We start from the raw sequence: 14,682 nt of genomic DNA, 5'->3' as shown, positions 1-14,682 counted from the left end.
GGGACGGCCTTCAAGGAAGTGAACTGCCGATGAGACGGCTGCATGGTCGCAACGCCGGGCCGTGGGGGAGCGGGCACGCCGGTTGGTCAGGGGTGTCCTGCACTCCGTGCCCATCAGCTCGAACCTGGGATGCTCCGCCTTCGTTGTTCCTCGGCGGGGAAGGGTGTCGATGTTCCGGTTCCTGATCGTCGGATTCACCGTCCTCGGGCTCGGTGTCGTCACCGCCGCGGCCGCGCTCGGGTCCTGGGCATGGTGGGCGGTTGCTTCGCTGCTGGCGGTGTTGCTGATCGTCGGCCTCTACGACCTGCTGCAGCGTCGGCATTCGGTGCTGCGTAACTATCCGATCCTCGGGCATCTGCGGTATCTACTGGAAAGCCTGCGCCCGGAACTGCAGCAGTACTTCATCGAACGCAACTTCGACGGCCGCCCCTTCGACCGGGACGTGCGCACCGTCATCTACGAACGCGCCAAAGGGATCCACGGTGAACTGTCGTTCGGCACCGAACGCGACATCGAAGAGGTCGGCTACGAATATCTGGTGCACTCGGTGATGCCGGCCGCCGAACCCGAGCATCCGCCGCGGGTGCTCGTCGGCGGCGCGGACTGCTCCCGGCCGTATTCGATGTCCCTGCTGAACATTTCCTCGATGAGTTTCGGTGCGCTGTCCGCGAACGCGCTGCGCGCGTTGAATAGCGCCGCCGCCCGGGGCGGGTTCGCCCACGATACCGGCGAGGGCGGCCTGACCCCGTACCACCTGTCCGGCGGCGGTGACATCATCTGGGAGATCGGGTCCGGATACTTCGGCACCCGCACCCCAGGTGGGCAGTTCGATCCGCACCGGTTCGCCGACAAGGCCGCACACGAACAGGTCAAGGCGATCTCGCTGAAGCTGAGCCAGGGCGCGAAACCCGGCGTCGGGGGTGTGCTGCCGGCAGCGAAGGTGAGCGCCGAGATCGCCGAATACCGGGGCGTGCCGGTCGGGGAGAAATGCGTCAGCCCCGCGGCGCATTCCGCGTTCCACACCCCACGGGAGATGATCGAATTCGTTGCCCGGATGCGCGATATTTCCGGCGGCAAACCGGTTGGACTGAAGCTGTGTGTGGGCTCGCGGGTGGAGCTCCTCGCGATCTGCAAGGCGATCCTGGAGATGGGCACGGGACCGGACTTCATCGTCGTCGACGGCGCCGAGGGCGGCAGCGCCGCCGCACCCCTCGAATACGAAGACCATGTGGGTCTGCCGCTGACCGATGGGTTGATGACCGTCCACAACGCCCTCGTCGGCACCGGACTGCGGGAGCAGATCCGGCTCGGGGCCAGCGGCAAGGTCGCGGTCGGCAACGACATCGTCAAGCGGCTGATCCAGGGCGCGGACTACACCAACGCCGCCCGGGCGATGATGATGGCCATCGGCTGCATCCAGGCGCAACGCTGTCACACCAACACCTGCCCGGTCGGTGTCGCGACCCAGGACCCGAAGCGCACCCGGGCCCTCGACGTGGCGGACAAGAGCCTTCGCGCGTACCGCTACCACGAGGCCACCGTCCGCCAGGCCGTGCAGATCATGGCCTCGATGGGCGTCACCGACCCGTCCGGGCTCGGCCCGCACCTGCTGCGAAAGAAGATCACCCCGACCCGGGTGAGTTCCTACGCCGAAATCTACGAATGGTTGACGCCCGGTGAACTTCTCCATCACACACCGCGCGCCTGGGCCGCCGACTGGGCCGAAGCCAGCGCGGACACCTTCCACCCCGGCGCCGAGCCGGGACACCGACCCTAAAGCGCACCAAACCCCGGAAACGAGTGATACTCAGACGCGTGGACGTTGGCGGGCAGCGCAAGACCCTCGCCCGGGAAAGCGGCCGGCGTCACGGGTCAGGACGCCACCCGAAATGTACGAACCCTCGCAGTGCGGGTCTTCTGCCGCGCAATCTGTCACAGTCCCTTTTCACCGTCACATCCCAGCCGGACGGCTACGGAAGGTTCCGTGCCCCACCGCGCGGTTGGGGTACCCCCACATCGCGCGGGCGCGACGCTTCGACACGTGGCAGCGGGAGGAGCCACGTCGATCGCCTCCGGGCACCCGCGGGGCCCCTCCGGTCCCGGATCGTGACCGGAGGCTGCACCGTTGCGGGTACGAGTCGCTCTCAGCTACCTCGTCACCGGACATCTCAACCTTTGCCCACAACCGGCTCCCATAACTCGTGAGATCGTCCTGTCACCGGTTCCAGGGGCTGATGGATACATGGGATACGAGGTGTGCCTGCGCAAACGGGTCGTGCCCGAACAGGCGGGCCACGGTGTCGGCATCGGCGGCGTCGACGATGAACTGGAAGCCGCTGTGGTCGGCGACGGGACTCGACGACAGCACCACCTTGCGGCGAACCAATTCCGCGAGCCATGCATGATGATCGGTGCGGTGATCGTCACGACCGGACGAGGATTCGGGACTGTAGGTGTACTCGACGACGAACGTAGGCATACTGTTCTCGATTTCTTCCCGGGGCGACCTCTCGGGATGGTGCGCAGTCGCGAACGACCACCACTGCCACTTGTCAGCCCACTCCCATGGTTGCGTGCGCGCTTCCGGCACGGCGGTCGGTGGCGCAGGCACATTGCCTAGACGCGAGGTCACCGTCTGACGAATTCACCTCGTGCCCTCGGCAACCGCACCTACAGTGCGGCGTCGGGACGACGTCCTCGACCCCGACACCCGACGCCGTCGCGATGCCCGACCAGCACGCGACGTCACACCACCGCCTCACCTGCCCCGTTGCCGGTCTGCAGCTGCCGGCGCACACACGCCTCATACCCAATCCTGCACCCAACCATTGCGCAATCGCAACCATTGCGCGTTGTATGGAAGACAAGTGGCGCCGACACCTGGCGCCGAACCGAGGAAGGAACGACCAGACCGGTTCCGGTACAGTTGACGCCAACACGGCCAGCCTTCCACTCATTCGAGGGGGAGGCTGGTTTTCTTTATCCTCATGAGCCAGCCCGCCTACGGCAAACCGTTCAAGACCATTCCCCAGCACGGCAGCTGCTGGAATCGCGGGGCATGACGATCGTCGACGGGACTGTCAGAACATCGGTGGATCCAGTTCTGGCGCATGAATCTAGATCACGGTTGGGGTGATTCGGCCTTCGAATGTGATAGCAAACGCATTGAGGGCCGGCTTCCACCTCGTCACCCATCGTGCTCTTCCCTTACCCGTCGGGTCCAGCGACCGGGTGGCGAGGTAGAGGCACTTGAGCGCGGCCTGCTCGCTGGGGAAGTGGCCCCTCGCCCGCACCGCCCGCCGGTAGCGCGCGTTGAGGGACTCGATCGCGTTCGTTGAGCAAATGACCCGGCGGATCTCGGGGTCGTAGTCGAGGAAGGGCACGAACTCGCTCCAGGCGCTTTCCCACAGCCGGACAATCGCCGGATACCTCGGCCCCCATTTGTCGGCGAACTCGGTGAACTGCTCCTTGGCCGCGGCCTCGTTGACAGCGGTGTATATCGGCCGCAGGTCCCGTGACATTTCGTCCCAGTACTGACGCGATGCGTAACGAAAGGTGTTACGCAAGAGGTGAATCAGGCAGGTCTGCACCACCGTGAGTGGCCACACGGTAGTGATCGCGTCGGGCAGTCCCTTGAGTCCGTCGCAGACGGCGATGCACACGTCTGCGACCCCGCGGTTGCGGATTTCCGTCAGGACGGCGAGCCAGAACTTGGCCAAAGCGCACACGTTCGCGCGAACGTGTGCGAGGTGGCGCCTGAACTGTCACGGGTTCGGCAGCCGGGCGAAGTCGACGTGGTCGGAGAGGTAGGCGATGACGGCCTCGCTGGTCATGCCGTAAGCGGCGGCGACGAGTTTCGCGTCGACCGTGCCGATGAGGTCGACCAGCCGGGTGGAGCGCAGGATTCTGGGTTGGATACCGACCTCGCGCAGGGTCTGCTTGACGTAGGAGTCGGAGGCGGCCGCGCGGGTGGCCTTGGTCTGCATAGTGATCAGCACATGGGCGTTGTTGCTGCCCAAGTTCTTACGGTGCTGCAGGCAGCGTTGCAGCGCGGTCCAGGTCCACGGGTCCAACGGAGTAGGCTGCGGTCGACGCCCCAGCCTGATGCGGTGCTGTTCATGGTCGATATCGTCGTCGGTGAGGTGTTGCAGTTCCTGGGTGGTAGCGCCGTGCAGTAGGGCGGCCAGCCCGACGAACGCCTCGTGCGGGTGCACCTCGGGGTCGGTGCTCCATCGCCGGAACAACTCGCGCTGCCGGTCGACGGGAAGCGTCGGTCCCCTGAATGCCATGGTCTGCGGCGCTTGCACCCCTGCGGTGGGGTCGATGAGCAGCAACCGTCGGCGCAGCGCGTAGCGGCAGAATTGGCGCAGTCCGGTCAGGTAGGAGGCCCGTCGGCCGGGATGTGCGTGCAGGAACGCTTCGATGTCGCCGACATCGGCGGTCGCCCAGTCGGTCTTGCAGCGGCGCGCGGTCAGGAATTGCGCGAAGTCACGCACCGCGGTGAGGCGAGCCTCGAGCGTGGTGTGCCCGCGCGGGCGGGTGCCGGCGCGGCGGGCGCGATCGCGGCCGGCGACAAGGTGTTCGGCGAACCCGGTCACCGCCGGTCGCAAGGGGGCGGGCACGGCGTCGATGCGGGACTGGCGGCGGGCGGCGGCGCGGCGTTCGTCGCGGTCGGGCGGCAGTGCCAGCTTGCTCGCGGTGAGGAAGTCTTCCAGGGCCCGCGCGAGCGGCACGTCGTCGGCGACAGCTCCCAGCAGTGCCTGCGGATGCGTCGGGTGCTCGTCGGTCAGGTGCTTGCCGAGTCGGGTGAGCATGGCGCACGCGCGGCTGGGGTGATGGCGGCCGACCAGGTAGGCGGCGAAGGTGCCCAGCCAGTTTGGCGGATCAGCCAGTGCCTCGGCGAGATTGGCGGCGCGGACGGTGATCCTGTGCGGCGAGCGTTCCCAACAGGATCGACACCGCCCGGCACCGGTCAGTCGGGTGACCCGGCCGCAGTCGACGCAGGCCGTGTCCGGATTCGGTGGCCGGCCCGGATGCGAACACGAACCGCACAGGCCGGTGGCCGGTCGCAGTATCCGGCGTTTGCTGCAGCGCGGGCAGTCGGCTCGATCGGCGTCTCGCCGTTGCCGTCGGAGACATTCCTTGCACAGGTCTCGGTCGACGAACAACACCGGGGCCTGGCACTGTCGGCAGGTGCGCGAGCAGCGCACGCAGCGGCCGGTGTCCGGCTGCAGGACCCGGTCGACGCCGCAGCGCGGGCAGGGGTGGGTGACCGGGGCGTGGGAGGCCGCCCAGTGGCAGCGTGCACACAGGTCACGGTCGGGTTTGCCGACCGCGCGGCCGCAGCGGCGGCAGTCCCGGATCCGGCGGGTCATGCTCAGATCGGCGGCATCGACCGGCCCCGCCGCGACGCCTGTGTGTCGTTCGCCGCGACCTTGGTCGGGTTCGACGAGATCGGTTGTGCGACTGGGGTGGTATCGATGTCGAACAGGTCGTTCGGTGTGCAGTCCAAGGCGGTGCACAGCGCGATCAGGGTGGACAGCTTGAGCTGGCTGGGCTGTTTGGTGAACAACGCCGACACCGACGCCGAGGACAGTTCCAATCCGGCCTTCTCGGCGAGCAGCCGTTGCAGCTGGGTGCCGGTCCAGACCTCGCGGTGGGCGGCGGCCATCCGGAGTTTCCACCTGATCTGCATGCTCACTCCTGTCCGGCCAACTCGGTCAGCGTCGCCGAGATCGCGCGTTGGTAGGCGTCTTCGATGAACGTTTCCGACGGGCGCACGTACCGCATGGTCGACGCGACCGTCCAGTGGCCTAGAAGTTGTTGGATGGCAACCAGATCCACGCCGCGCTCGTAGTTGTGGGTGGCGCAGGCGCGACGCATCGCGTGCGGGCTGAACCACTCCGCTTCGGGCCGTCCTTCCACGCTCATCAGGTGCCGCAGCCGGTTGCGGATCGTGGCCGCGGCCATCCGTCCGCCGGACTCGTCGCACAGCAGCGCCGCGCTGTCCGGGAACCGGCCGCGCACGTCGTCGAGATACCAGCGCAACACCAGATCCAGCCCGTCCAGCATCGGCACCCAGCGCGGCCGCGGCCCGGATCCTTTGGCGCCCTTTCCGAAGCGCACATGCAGTTTGCCGAACGTGCCTCGCCCGAAGTGGACGTCGCCGCGGTCGAGCATCACGACCTCCTCGGATCGTAGGCCGGCGTGGTACAGCGTGCGGAACAACGCGTAGTCCCGCGCGGCCGGGCCGTACTTGCGGGCGGTCGCGATCCGTTGCTTGAGGACCTCGAAGAACGCCGCCCACCCGCTCCGGTGTCGGCGGTGCCTCCGCAGCCGGCGAGTCGTCGCTGACGTGGCGGGTGGCGTTGAACTCGTCCAGCGGACAGGCCAGCCGCACCCCGAATGCTGCCTCGATCTCCGCGGCCTTGCGGACCTCGAGGAACCGGTGAAACCCCTTGAACACCTGCAGGTAGTTACGCCGCGTCGATACCGCTCGACCCGAGTTGGCCAGCTCGCCCACCACCCGGTCGACGTCGGCGGCGGTCACCTCCCACACCGGCCGACCCAGCCCCGCGAGCATCCGCTCCAGGACACCGATGTCGTTGGCGATCGTCGATGCCGCGAATCCACGCGCGGTCCACGACGCGACGAACGCCTCCACGCATTCGGCCTGGAACCACTGCGGATCTCGCGTCGCCACGATCGGTGCGACGTCGCCCGAGATCACCCGCAATCGCTCGTCGCCCACCGCACGCCTTCCTCGCACCTAGCATTTCGCGGTAACACCTTAACTCGCGGGCTTCCACCTCGAAGATCAACGACACGCCAATCAGTGGGAAACCCTCAGGCAGCAGCACAAAACTACGGAAACGAACCTGTGCGCGTTCCATATCCCTCCCCGCCGTCACCTGCCCACAGCCCGAGGATCTCGCGTTCCCCGGCGGTGGTGACGCCGATGGCGACATAGACGGGCCGGTTGGCGACCTGACCGTCGCGGATCTTGACGTGGATGGCATCGATGAACAGCACCGGATACACCGGGCGGATTCCACTGATCGAGGCGAATCCTTTCCCGAGAGGATTACGATGCCCAGGTATGCGTGGAACAAGTCACCACAGGAAGACAAGCGCCGCTACTTCGAGCTGATCAGACAAGGCCACTCAGGATCGAAGGCGGCAGCGACGGTCGGCGTGTCGCTGAGCTGTGGGTCGCTGTGGTTCATCGACGCTGGCAGTATGTCTTATGTCGAGAGTCCGATCAGTAGCCGTTACTTGAGCCAAGACGACCGTATCGAGATCGCCGACGGGCTGGCCCGTGAGGAGTCGGTCAAGACGATCGCGGAACGCATCGGCAAAAGCTTCCAGTCGGTGTACAAGGAGATCGCACGCAATCGAAAATCCGATGGTCGCTACCAACCGTGGTACGCCCACAACCAGGCACACCAGCGTCGACGACGCCCGAAAGTGCGTGTGTTCACCCACGATGACACGCTGCGTCGGCTCGTCGCCGCTAAGCTCGGCAAGCGCTGGTCACCGGCACAGATCAGCCGGTGGCTGCGGCGACGTTACCCACGCCGCACGGCGTGGCACGTGTGCGTTGAGACGATCTATGAAGCGGTGTACCGCGGACTGGTCTTGGCTGCGACTGGCGGGTCTTTGCGCACCGGCCGGACTTATCGCCGGCGCCGTGGCCGCGGACGATCCCGGGACGGTTCGCTCAAGCAGTCAACGAATATGACGCCCATCGCGCAACGGCCAGCCCACGTGGAATCACGTCGTCGGGTAGGGCATATCGAGGGCGACCTCATCATCGGCGCCGGCCAGAGATCGGCGATCGCGACACTCGTCGAGCGCAAGACGCGATTGACCATCCTGGTCGCGATCCGTGGTGGCCACTCCGCGCAAGTCGTCGGGGATGCTCTCATCGAGCGCTTCACGCAGATGCCCGTCTCCCTGCGTCGGTCGCTTACCTGGGACCAGGGCAACGAGATGTTTCACCACGAGCGTATCGCGGACGCCACCGGCCTGAAGATCTACTTCGCCGATCCCCACTCGCCGTGGCAGCGGGGATCAAACGAAAACACGAATGGACTTCTGCGGCAGTATTTCCCGAAGGGAACTGACCTAAGCGGCTGGACCCAAGACCAGCTCGACGAGGTCGCCACCGAACTCAACGACCGTCCGAGGCTATGCCTGAATGACCTCACTCCGAACCAGGCTGTGCGACGATGGTGGCCCCTGCACGATTACCCGATGATTCGCCACGACTAGTGGAATCCGCCCCGGGTCGAGGGGACGGACGGACCATTCGGCCATCTCCGTGAGGACCTTGTCGGTGATCTTGCTGATGGTCTCCTTCGAGACCGATGCGCCGTAGACGTCGTCGAAGTGTGCTGCGATTTCGCCTGTGGTCAGGCCTTTCGCCGAGAGGGACAAAATGATTTCGTCGACCCCGGTCAGGCGTCGCTGCCGTTTCTTGACGATCTGCGGATCGAACGAGGCATCGGTGTCTCGTGGCACCTGGATCTGTACCGGTCCGATTTCGGTGAGCACGGTCTTCGTCCGCCTCCCGTTCCGGGAGTTTTCTCTGTTTCGTCCCGTGACGTGGTGTTTCTCGTAGCCGAGGTGCTCGTCCATTTCGGCTTCGAGTGCGGTTTCGAGGACGTTCGCGGTGAGCTGGTTGAGTAGTCCGTTCGGTCCGACCAGCTCGACGCCCTCGGCTTTGGCCTGGGCCAACAGTTGTTGGGCCAGCTTCTGGTGGTCAATCTTCGACTGATCCATGTGATCAAGTGTTTCGGTCATCGTCTTGCCTTCTCGCCAAGAGAACTCGGCGTGTCGGCCAGATCCAGTTCAACCGTTATCCCGACAGTCCCTCGTCGACCCCGCGGCCGCGGAGCAGTGGTTGGACACCGTCGGGTACTACCGGCTCAGCGGCTACTGGCAATATGCAACATTCGACCTATAGTCGACACGAGGTCTTGTATGCGGCGAGTGTTCATGTAGCCGTAGTGGAACGGGACGAACAGCACGCCGGGTCGGATGCCAGTGATCCGCGCCTGGGCGTGCAGGGTTCCTCGCGGGGTGGAGATCGCGAGCACGTCCCCGTCGACGATGCCGTGTTGGTGCGGGATTGCGCCGGCGGCGTGGGTGCGTTCGACCACGAGTTGGCTGCGGGAGGGATGTGGTCGGCGAAGATCGGGGACCCATGGGTGGTGCGCAGCCCCGCGGTATCGAGGGTGTCCTTGTGGGCGATCGGCAACCCGTGGAGGGGGCCGAGTGGTTCACCAGACATGGTGCGGACATAGGCTTTTCGGGCGAGTTCGAGTGCGTGCTCGGGTTGGACAGTGACTATGGCGTTGATCGCGGGGTCGATCTGGTCGATCCGCGGCCGCGCCGGTGCCCCGCCCGCGCTATCCGCCGGTGGTGAGTGATGTGGTGGTGTTGGATCCGACGTAAGTCGTGGTTCTGGGGAGTCAGTTGCCGGGCTCACCGATGTCTCCCACCGTCCCCTGAAGATGTATTCGGCCGTCGGACAGCTTGTAGGTGACGCCCGCGATGGCGCAGGCACCGGCCTCGATGCGTCCGGCGATGAGGCGTGAACGCTGCGCGAGAAGTTCGCCGGTCTCCACTACGTGACGGGCCTCGAGTTCGTCTGCGGTGCAGAGCCCTTCACGACGTCCCGTCATGACCGACGGTGCCACGCGTTCGACAACAGTGCGAATGAACCCGTCCGGCACCGCGCCGTTGTCGAGCGCGTCGAGCGTCGCCTTCACGGCGCCACAGCCGTCGTGGCCGAGCACGACGATGAGCGGAACGTTCACGATTTCGACGGCGTACTCGATCGAGCCGAGAACGGCGTCGTCGAGGACGTGGCCTGCGGTGCGCACGACGAACACGTCACCGAGACCCTGATCGAAGATGATTTCGGCGGCGACTCGCGAGTCTCCGCATCCGAACAACACGGCGGTGGGGTGCTGCCCGTCGGAGAGCGCTGCGCGGTCCGCGATCCCCTGGTTGGGATGCAGTGGGGTCCCGTCGACGAATCGCTCGTTTCCCTGCCACAGAATCTTCCATGCGGACGCGGGGGTCATAGGGTGCGGGGAATCTGTGTGCACTGAGGCCTCATTTCGTCTCGAGCGGGCTGGGTACTCGTGTCGCTGCGCCGGGCCCGGCTCGGGCCGAAGCTCGAACATCACTGACGAGGCTCAGCCGGCGCGGTGGTCCAGTACCCACCAAGCTACCCAAGTTCTTGCAGCATGCAAGGCTTAGCTTCTGCAATACTTGAGCTATGCGCAAACGCGGCGGTGACGACGAGTCGGTGAGCACGAGCCCCGAGGATCTGCGAGCATTCGAAGTCGCCACCCGAGATCTCGTGGGTGTGGCGCTCCGCAGCATCGAGGGCGGCGACGTCGACGTCACGTTGCCGCAGCTGAGGCTGCTGATGGTACTCAGCGAGGAGGGCACAGTGAGTTCGAGTCAAGCGGCGCGAGCACTGGGTGTTGCCGCATCGACGGTCACCCGCCTCGCGGATCGTCTCCTCGCCTCCGGGCACCTCAGACGAGGCGCGGATCAATCGAATCGCAGCGTCGTCACCCTGGAATCGACGGCACGGGGGCGCGCCGTCGTCGAGCAAGTGAATGCACGACGGCAAGGGGAGCTACGTCGCATCCTCGACCAACTCGACCCCACCGAGCGGTCCGACTGTGCGGCCACCCTGCGTCGCATACACGAGTGCCTCGACGGAACGTCGACACCACCCGCGCTCAGTTCGTTCGTGCGGTGAACTGCCCGCTCCCGTGGTGACCGGCTCGTGCGAAAAGGTCACACGTGCGATCCGATGGCGCATCGAGCGCGACTACCGGGAACTGGAAACCGGGCTCGGACTGGACCATTACGGCGAGCCCACCTGGCTCGACAGGCACCACCACGCCACCCTGGTCACCGCCGCCGCCCACCTCTTACCGCCCTGCGATTGATCCGATTGTCTCCAAAACAGGCTGGGCAGAACTGCCTCCGCGAACGTGCAACGCGCACTTGCTCGTTGGATCGGTACCTGCCGACTGTGCCACCACACCGCTTGGCGCCGTCCTACTAGGGGAGGGCGTGGGGTACGGGTCCGATCTCGATGGTCGACGACGTTGCCGCCAGTCCGATCCGGGCCCATTCCACGGTCACCGTAAGCGACACCGGCGCGGGGATTCCGTCTATCCAGTACCGCGGCGTGGTGCGGAAGTCGATTAACCGCGTCGTTCCGGTCGACAGGATCGGGGCCTGGTACGGGTCGGCCTCGCCCGTGAGATCCCCGGCGCGCACGTGCGTCCGGAGGAACGACCACCGCGGCGACGGGTCCCCGGGGTCAGTCAGCGGTCGTGTTTCATAGCGTGCCTGCTGGGCCGCGTGCCCGTAGGCGGTGAGGGCAAGACGCAGTTCCACCCCGGCCGGGTAGCGAAGAAGGTCGATGAGTTCGACGGTGATCCCGAGGCCCGCAGCGAGAACGGAACGCCCGTGAACAATACCCACCCCGCGCCACGAGGGTGGGGGTGCGGCCGGCCAGCGTCTTCGCATACTCGACATACTTCCACTGAGACAGAACCTCGACGTGAGAATCCCATCGGAGGAGGACTTTTCGCGTCCCACAGCACGCAAACGACGTTGGTATCCGTGCCGTGGTGTGCACGACAATTGTATCAAGCAACACTTGCACTGGCTGTCTCACTTGTGTGCTCGGTAGTGTGAGTGGGCCGGAACGACAGTGCCTCTCGGCTATGCGACTGGTGGTGGCAGGGGGGAGTGGCACTGGAGGAGGCAGCACCAGCACCAGACGGGGGGACATCCTGTGGATGTCGAACTTCGGGCATCGAGGCGTGTGTGGGTCGCAGTTCCGCCCTCTTCGGTGAGGCCGTCGGTAATCCGCCGAACTACCCGCGGACATGAAAAGGCACCGACCGCACCGTCTTGCGATTCTGCGAGCACGTGTCCCATTCACTCAGCGGTACGGACGCTTCTGCGCCGTGGAGTCGTTTATCACCAGGTGAATGGTGGAACACGATGACCGCGCCGCGACGCGCACGACTTCTGAGCGCATGCGGAACTTCCGCGTCCGTTGGACAACGTTTCGCGCGTGGCTCGACGGGCTGCTGTCGCACGCGTTGTCCACGAGGGCACTGGGTGCTCTCACCCTGACCGCCCATTGTCGAGGATCACTGTGGCGGTGGCAGGGTGGACGGACAAGATTTGTGTCCCCCAGGGTCTCACTCAGCCGCGTCGCACCCCGTCGCGGTCGCCGGTGCGGTGCGGCCGCACAGACCTGTCTCCACGGTGGCGTAGTGCTCCGCCTTCGGACTCCCAGCGGTATTGGGCGAGCAGTGCCAGCCGGCGATCCTCGGCCTCGCGCGCACCGATCGCCAGCAGTTCGTCGGCGGTGGAGACGTCGCGCGGACTCGCCGCCGTCATTATGGTCGCATAGGCGAAGACCGGGTCGGTGTAGGGAGGGACCACCAGCAGGACCAGCCGCCCGAACTTCTCGCCGGTGATCGCCAGGGTATTGCTCGACTGGTCGCTGGAGTGTCGCAGATCCACCGTGTTGCCTGCGTGGTCGATACACGACGGTGCTGGCGCCCAGCCGTTCTCGTCGTAGATGATCCGGTCGATGTGGCCCAGCCGCCGCGAGAGGGCCGTGAGCAGGGCCGGAAGTTCATCGGTGAGGTGAGTCGATCGTGGCCACCAGGCGCCCTGTACGAATCCACGGGACTGGGCGGGCTTGAGCCGCAATCGCAGTCCTCGACCGGTTGAGGGTGTCGCCTTCGAGGCATCCACATGCAAAGTTGGTGTGGACATGAGTGGCCTCCCGCCTGTTGATGATTGATGAAACTGGTGTCGTGGGATTTACGGATTGGGGTTTCGTCGGCACTGCTGTGGTGCTAGGTCATTCTCGGGTGTTGTCCTGCAACGCTCCGTTAGGTGACGTGTGTGGTGGTTCGGCAGACATCCACACGACCTGCCGGCGGGTATCGAACGAGAGGCCCGGCGGTCGCGTTGTGTGGTTTCCGGCACGGTTCTGAGAGCGATCGCCGTGATCGTGGTCAATGGCCTTGAGGCTCAGTGGACCGTCGTCGGAGTCCAGCGCCGACTTCAGACCGGCAACTTCGTTGTGCAGCCGCTCCATCTTCCTGTCGAGTCGGTGCGCGACGTCGGCGGCCTCGGTCAGCTCCTGCAACAATCGGCGGGGGACGGAGCGCTGGTACTTGTAGTAGATCTTGTGCTCGAGGCTGGCCCAGAAGTCCATGGCGATTGTCCGGATTTGCAGCTCGACGGGTACCTGGACAACTCGGTCGCTCAAGAACACCGGGATCTCGACTGCCACATGCAAACTTTTGTAGCCATTGGATTTCGGCTTCGCGATGTAGTCTTCGACCTCGAGCACGGTGACATCGGGCTGACCGCCGATCAGGTCCGCAACGCGGTAGGTGTCCGAGATGAGACCGCAGGTGATGCGGACTCCGGCGATATCGCGGATGTTCTGACGAATGTCGGCGGCCGTGAGCGGGCAGCGCAGACGCTGCGCTTTGGCCATGATGCTGTCGGGGATTTCACCCGTGCCGAGACATGCTCGATCGGGCAGTGGCGATCCAGGTGCGTGAAACCCTTTCGCAGGATTTGCACTTTGGTGGTCAACGTCGCGATTGCGCATTGGTAGGGCAACACGAACTGGGTGAATTCGGGACCGAAGAGCTCGAACTGCGTCGTCATCGGTAAGTCGGGATCGCAGATGTTGTCGACCGTCATGCCCTACCTCTGCTGTTGTGAAGCGGTTAGTATTTAACGGAAGTATATCCGTTAAATTGGTCGAATGTAAGGTGACGAGGTGGACGAGGAAAGCGATACCCGGGGGCCGCGGCGAAATTTCCTGCCGCGCAACCGGCAACGGGAACGTGTTCTTCGGATGGTGCGTGAGCACGAGGGTGCGGTGGACGCCGTCGAACTGGCATCACAGCTCGGTGTGCACGTGACGACGGTGCGGTTCCATCTGGACGCGCTGTGTGACGACGGCGCGATCACGCGCACCCGGATGAACCGGCCGGGCGCCGGCCGGCCCCGTACCGGCTATCTGGCGATCGAGGAACGCGTGGACTACCGGACTCTCGCCGACGTCCTCGCGATGGAGCTGGGCCAGACGGTGCAGACGCGGGCTCGCCGCGCGCAGCACGCCGGGCACGAATGGGCCACGCGGATGACGGCTTCCCGCAGCGCAGGCACCGGTGACAGCGGGCACACCCCGCAGTCGGATGCCGATGATGCGCTCGATCACGCGGCGGCCCGCACCACGAATGCTTTCGCGCGGATGGGGTTCGGCCCCGAGCTGGTCTCGGCGCCGGGACCGTCGACACCGCCGTCGACGGACAGCGGCGGCCCCGCGGGCGAACGTGAACGGATCATTCGCCTGCACGCCTGCCCGGTACGGGATCTGGCCCGGTCGCATCCAGAGGTGGTGTGCGGAGTGCATCGGGGGTTGCTGCAGGGTCTGCTGGACACGTCAGCGACCGAGGGAAACCGAAAGCCGCAGCGACCGGCCATCTCGGCTCACCTCGAGCCGTTCGTCGAACCCGAACTGTGCGTGGCCAGGCTGGTGGCGGGATGAGTCAGGTTGCCCGAAACGCGGCGCTGCCGGTGCCAGGGTCT

General features: G+C 65.5%; 12 protein-coding genes and 6 pseudogenes. 5 read left to right on the top strand and 13 right to left on the bottom strand.

Features of this window, described 5'->3' with window-relative positions; genetic code table 11:
• Positions 1 to 169: 169 nt before the first annotated feature.
• Positions 170 to 1,777: an FMN-binding glutamate synthase family protein gene (locus GO592_RS41340; RefSeq protein ID WP_007296736.1), complete on the top strand. Its 1,608-nt coding sequence runs from the start codon at positions 170 to 172 to the stop codon at positions 1,775 to 1,777.
• A 438-nt stretch (positions 1,778 to 2,215) separates the two neighbouring features.
• Here GO592_RS41340 and GO592_RS41335 read toward each other — a convergent pair whose 3' ends face one another.
• From GO592_RS41335 to GO592_RS41310, 6 genes and pseudogenes are all read right to left on the bottom strand, one after another.
• On the bottom strand, positions 2,216 to 2,479 hold the full coding sequence (locus tag GO592_RS41335) for a YciI family protein (protein ID WP_007296737.1): 264 nt from the start codon (positions 2,477 to 2,479) through the stop codon (positions 2,216 to 2,218).
• 637 nt (positions 2,480 to 3,116) lie between these two features.
• Positions 3,117 to 3,728, bottom strand: coding sequence for an IS256 family transposase (locus tag GO592_RS41330; RefSeq protein WP_011599191.1), 612 nt, complete (start codon positions 3,726 to 3,728; stop codon positions 3,117 to 3,119).
• Between the two features lie 36 nt (positions 3,729 to 3,764).
• Positions 3,765 to 5,375 carry a hypothetical protein gene (locus tag GO592_RS41325; RefSeq protein ID WP_007296739.1) on the bottom strand — a complete coding sequence of 537 codons (1,611 nt, stop codon included), beginning with the start codon at positions 5,373 to 5,375 and terminating at the stop codon, positions 3,765 to 3,767.
• Positions 5,376 to 5,377: 2 nt separating this feature from the next.
• Positions 5,378 to 5,695, bottom strand: coding sequence for a helix-turn-helix domain-containing protein (locus GO592_RS41320; RefSeq protein WP_007296740.1), 318 nt, complete (start codon positions 5,693 to 5,695; stop codon positions 5,378 to 5,380).
• A gap of 2 nt (positions 5,696 to 5,697) precedes the next feature.
• Positions 5,698 to 6,751, bottom strand: a pseudogene (locus GO592_RS41315) (tyrosine-type recombinase/integrase).
• A 143-nt stretch (positions 6,752 to 6,894) separates the two neighbouring features.
• Positions 6,895 to 7,041: pseudogene (locus GO592_RS41310) on the bottom strand (transposase); the annotation flags it as partial.
• Positions 7,042 to 7,089: 48 nt separating this feature from the next.
• Here GO592_RS41310 and GO592_RS41305 point away from each other — a divergent pair.
• Positions 7,090 to 8,274: an IS30 family transposase gene (locus GO592_RS41305; RefSeq protein WP_172651997.1), complete on the top strand. Its 1,185-nt coding sequence runs from the start codon at positions 7,090 to 7,092 to the stop codon at positions 8,272 to 8,274.
• Between the two features lie 15 nt (positions 8,275 to 8,289).
• Here GO592_RS41305 and GO592_RS41300 read toward each other — a convergent pair.
• The 4 genes and pseudogenes from GO592_RS41300 to GO592_RS41290 all read right to left on the bottom strand — a co-directional run.
• Positions 8,290 to 8,805 (bottom strand): annotated as a pseudogene (locus GO592_RS41300) (IS256 family transposase); the annotation flags it as partial.
• A gap of 125 nt (positions 8,806 to 8,930) precedes the next feature.
• Positions 8,931 to 9,164 (bottom strand): molybdopterin dinucleotide binding domain-containing protein, encoded by a 234-nt coding sequence (locus GO592_RS45490; protein ID WP_007300298.1) that lies wholly within the window; start codon positions 9,162 to 9,164, stop codon positions 8,931 to 8,933.
• Positions 9,165 to 9,235: 71 nt separating this feature from the next.
• Positions 9,236 to 9,493: pseudogene (locus GO592_RS45485) on the bottom strand (amidase family protein); the annotation flags it as partial.
• Positions 9,477 to 10,094 carry a carbonic anhydrase gene (locus GO592_RS41290; protein ID WP_007300300.1) on the bottom strand — a complete coding sequence of 206 codons (618 nt, stop codon included), beginning with the start codon at positions 10,092 to 10,094 and terminating at the stop codon, positions 9,477 to 9,479. The gene GO592_RS41290 and the pseudogene GO592_RS45485, both read right to left, overlap by 17 nt.
• Positions 10,095 to 10,291: 197 nt before the next feature.
• Here GO592_RS41290 and GO592_RS41285 point away from each other — a divergent pair, with 197 nt between their 5' ends.
• Positions 10,292 to 10,786 carry a MarR family winged helix-turn-helix transcriptional regulator gene (locus tag GO592_RS41285; protein WP_007300301.1) on the top strand — a complete coding sequence of 165 codons (495 nt, stop codon included), beginning with the start codon at positions 10,292 to 10,294 and terminating at the stop codon, positions 10,784 to 10,786.
• A gap of 49 nt (positions 10,787 to 10,835) precedes the next feature.
• Positions 10,836 to 11,098: pseudogene (locus tag GO592_RS46795) on the top strand (IS701 family transposase); the annotation flags it as partial.
• On the opposite strand, the gene GO592_RS41275 reads toward GO592_RS46795, so the two are convergent.
• The 3 genes and pseudogenes from GO592_RS41275 to GO592_RS41265 all read right to left on the bottom strand — a co-directional run bounded on the left by GO592_RS41275 (position 11,095) and on the right by GO592_RS41265 (position 13,788).
• On the bottom strand, positions 11,095 to 11,523 hold the full coding sequence (locus GO592_RS41275) for a hypothetical protein (RefSeq protein ID WP_007300303.1): 429 nt from the start codon (positions 11,521 to 11,523) through the stop codon (positions 11,095 to 11,097). The pseudogene GO592_RS46795 and the gene GO592_RS41275 overlap by 4 nt on opposite strands.
• A 735-nt stretch (positions 11,524 to 12,258) precedes the next feature.
• Positions 12,259 to 12,774 (bottom strand): DUF5994 family protein, encoded by a 516-nt coding sequence (locus GO592_RS41270; protein WP_007300304.1) that lies wholly within the window; start codon positions 12,772 to 12,774, stop codon positions 12,259 to 12,261.
• 154 nt (positions 12,775 to 12,928) lie between these two features.
• Positions 12,929 to 13,788 (bottom strand): annotated as a pseudogene (locus GO592_RS41265) (GTP pyrophosphokinase).
• Between the two features lie 157 nt (positions 13,789 to 13,945).
• Here GO592_RS41265 and GO592_RS41260 point away from each other — a divergent pair.
• On the top strand, positions 13,946 to 14,641 hold the full coding sequence (locus tag GO592_RS41260; protein WP_007300306.1) for a helix-turn-helix transcriptional regulator: 696 nt from the start codon (positions 13,946 to 13,948) through the stop codon (positions 14,639 to 14,641).
• Positions 14,642 to 14,682: the final 41 nt, after the last annotated feature.

The sequence above is a fragment of the Rhodococcus sp. 21391 genome, assembly GCF_016772255.1.
Taxonomy (GTDB): Bacteria; Actinomycetota; Actinomycetes; order Mycobacteriales; family Mycobacteriaceae; genus Rhodococcus_F; species Rhodococcus_F opacus.
Note: the sequence above shows the minus strand (reverse complement) of the source record. Positions and strands in the feature narration are given on the sequence as shown.

Coding starts and splice junctions, on each gene's coding strand:
- GO592_RS41335 (WP_007296737.1), bottom strand. CDS start 2,479: ATGCCTACGTTCGTCGTCGAGTACACCTACAGTCCCGAATCCTCGTCC.
- GO592_RS41260 (WP_007300306.1), top strand. CDS start 13,946: ATGGTGCGTGAGCACGAGGGTGCGGTGGACGCCGTCGAACTGGCATCA.
- GO592_RS41340 (WP_007296736.1), top strand. CDS start 170: ATGTTCCGGTTCCTGATCGTCGGATTCACCGTCCTCGGGCTCGGTGTC.
- GO592_RS41320 (WP_007296740.1), bottom strand. CDS start 5,695: ATGCAGATCAGGTGGAAACTCCGGATGGCCGCCGCCCACCGCGAGGTC.
- GO592_RS41290 (WP_007300300.1), bottom strand. CDS start 10,094: ATGACCCCCGCGTCCGCATGGAAGATTCTGTGGCAGGGAAACGAGCGA.
- GO592_RS41305 (WP_172651997.1), top strand. CDS start 7,090: ATGCCCAGGTATGCGTGGAACAAGTCACCACAGGAAGACAAGCGCCGC.
- GO592_RS41325 (WP_007296739.1), bottom strand. CDS start 5,375: ATGACCCGCCGGATCCGGGACTGCCGCCGCTGCGGCCGCGCGGTCGGC.
- GO592_RS41285 (WP_007300301.1), top strand. CDS start 10,292: ATGCGCAAACGCGGCGGTGACGACGAGTCGGTGAGCACGAGCCCCGAG.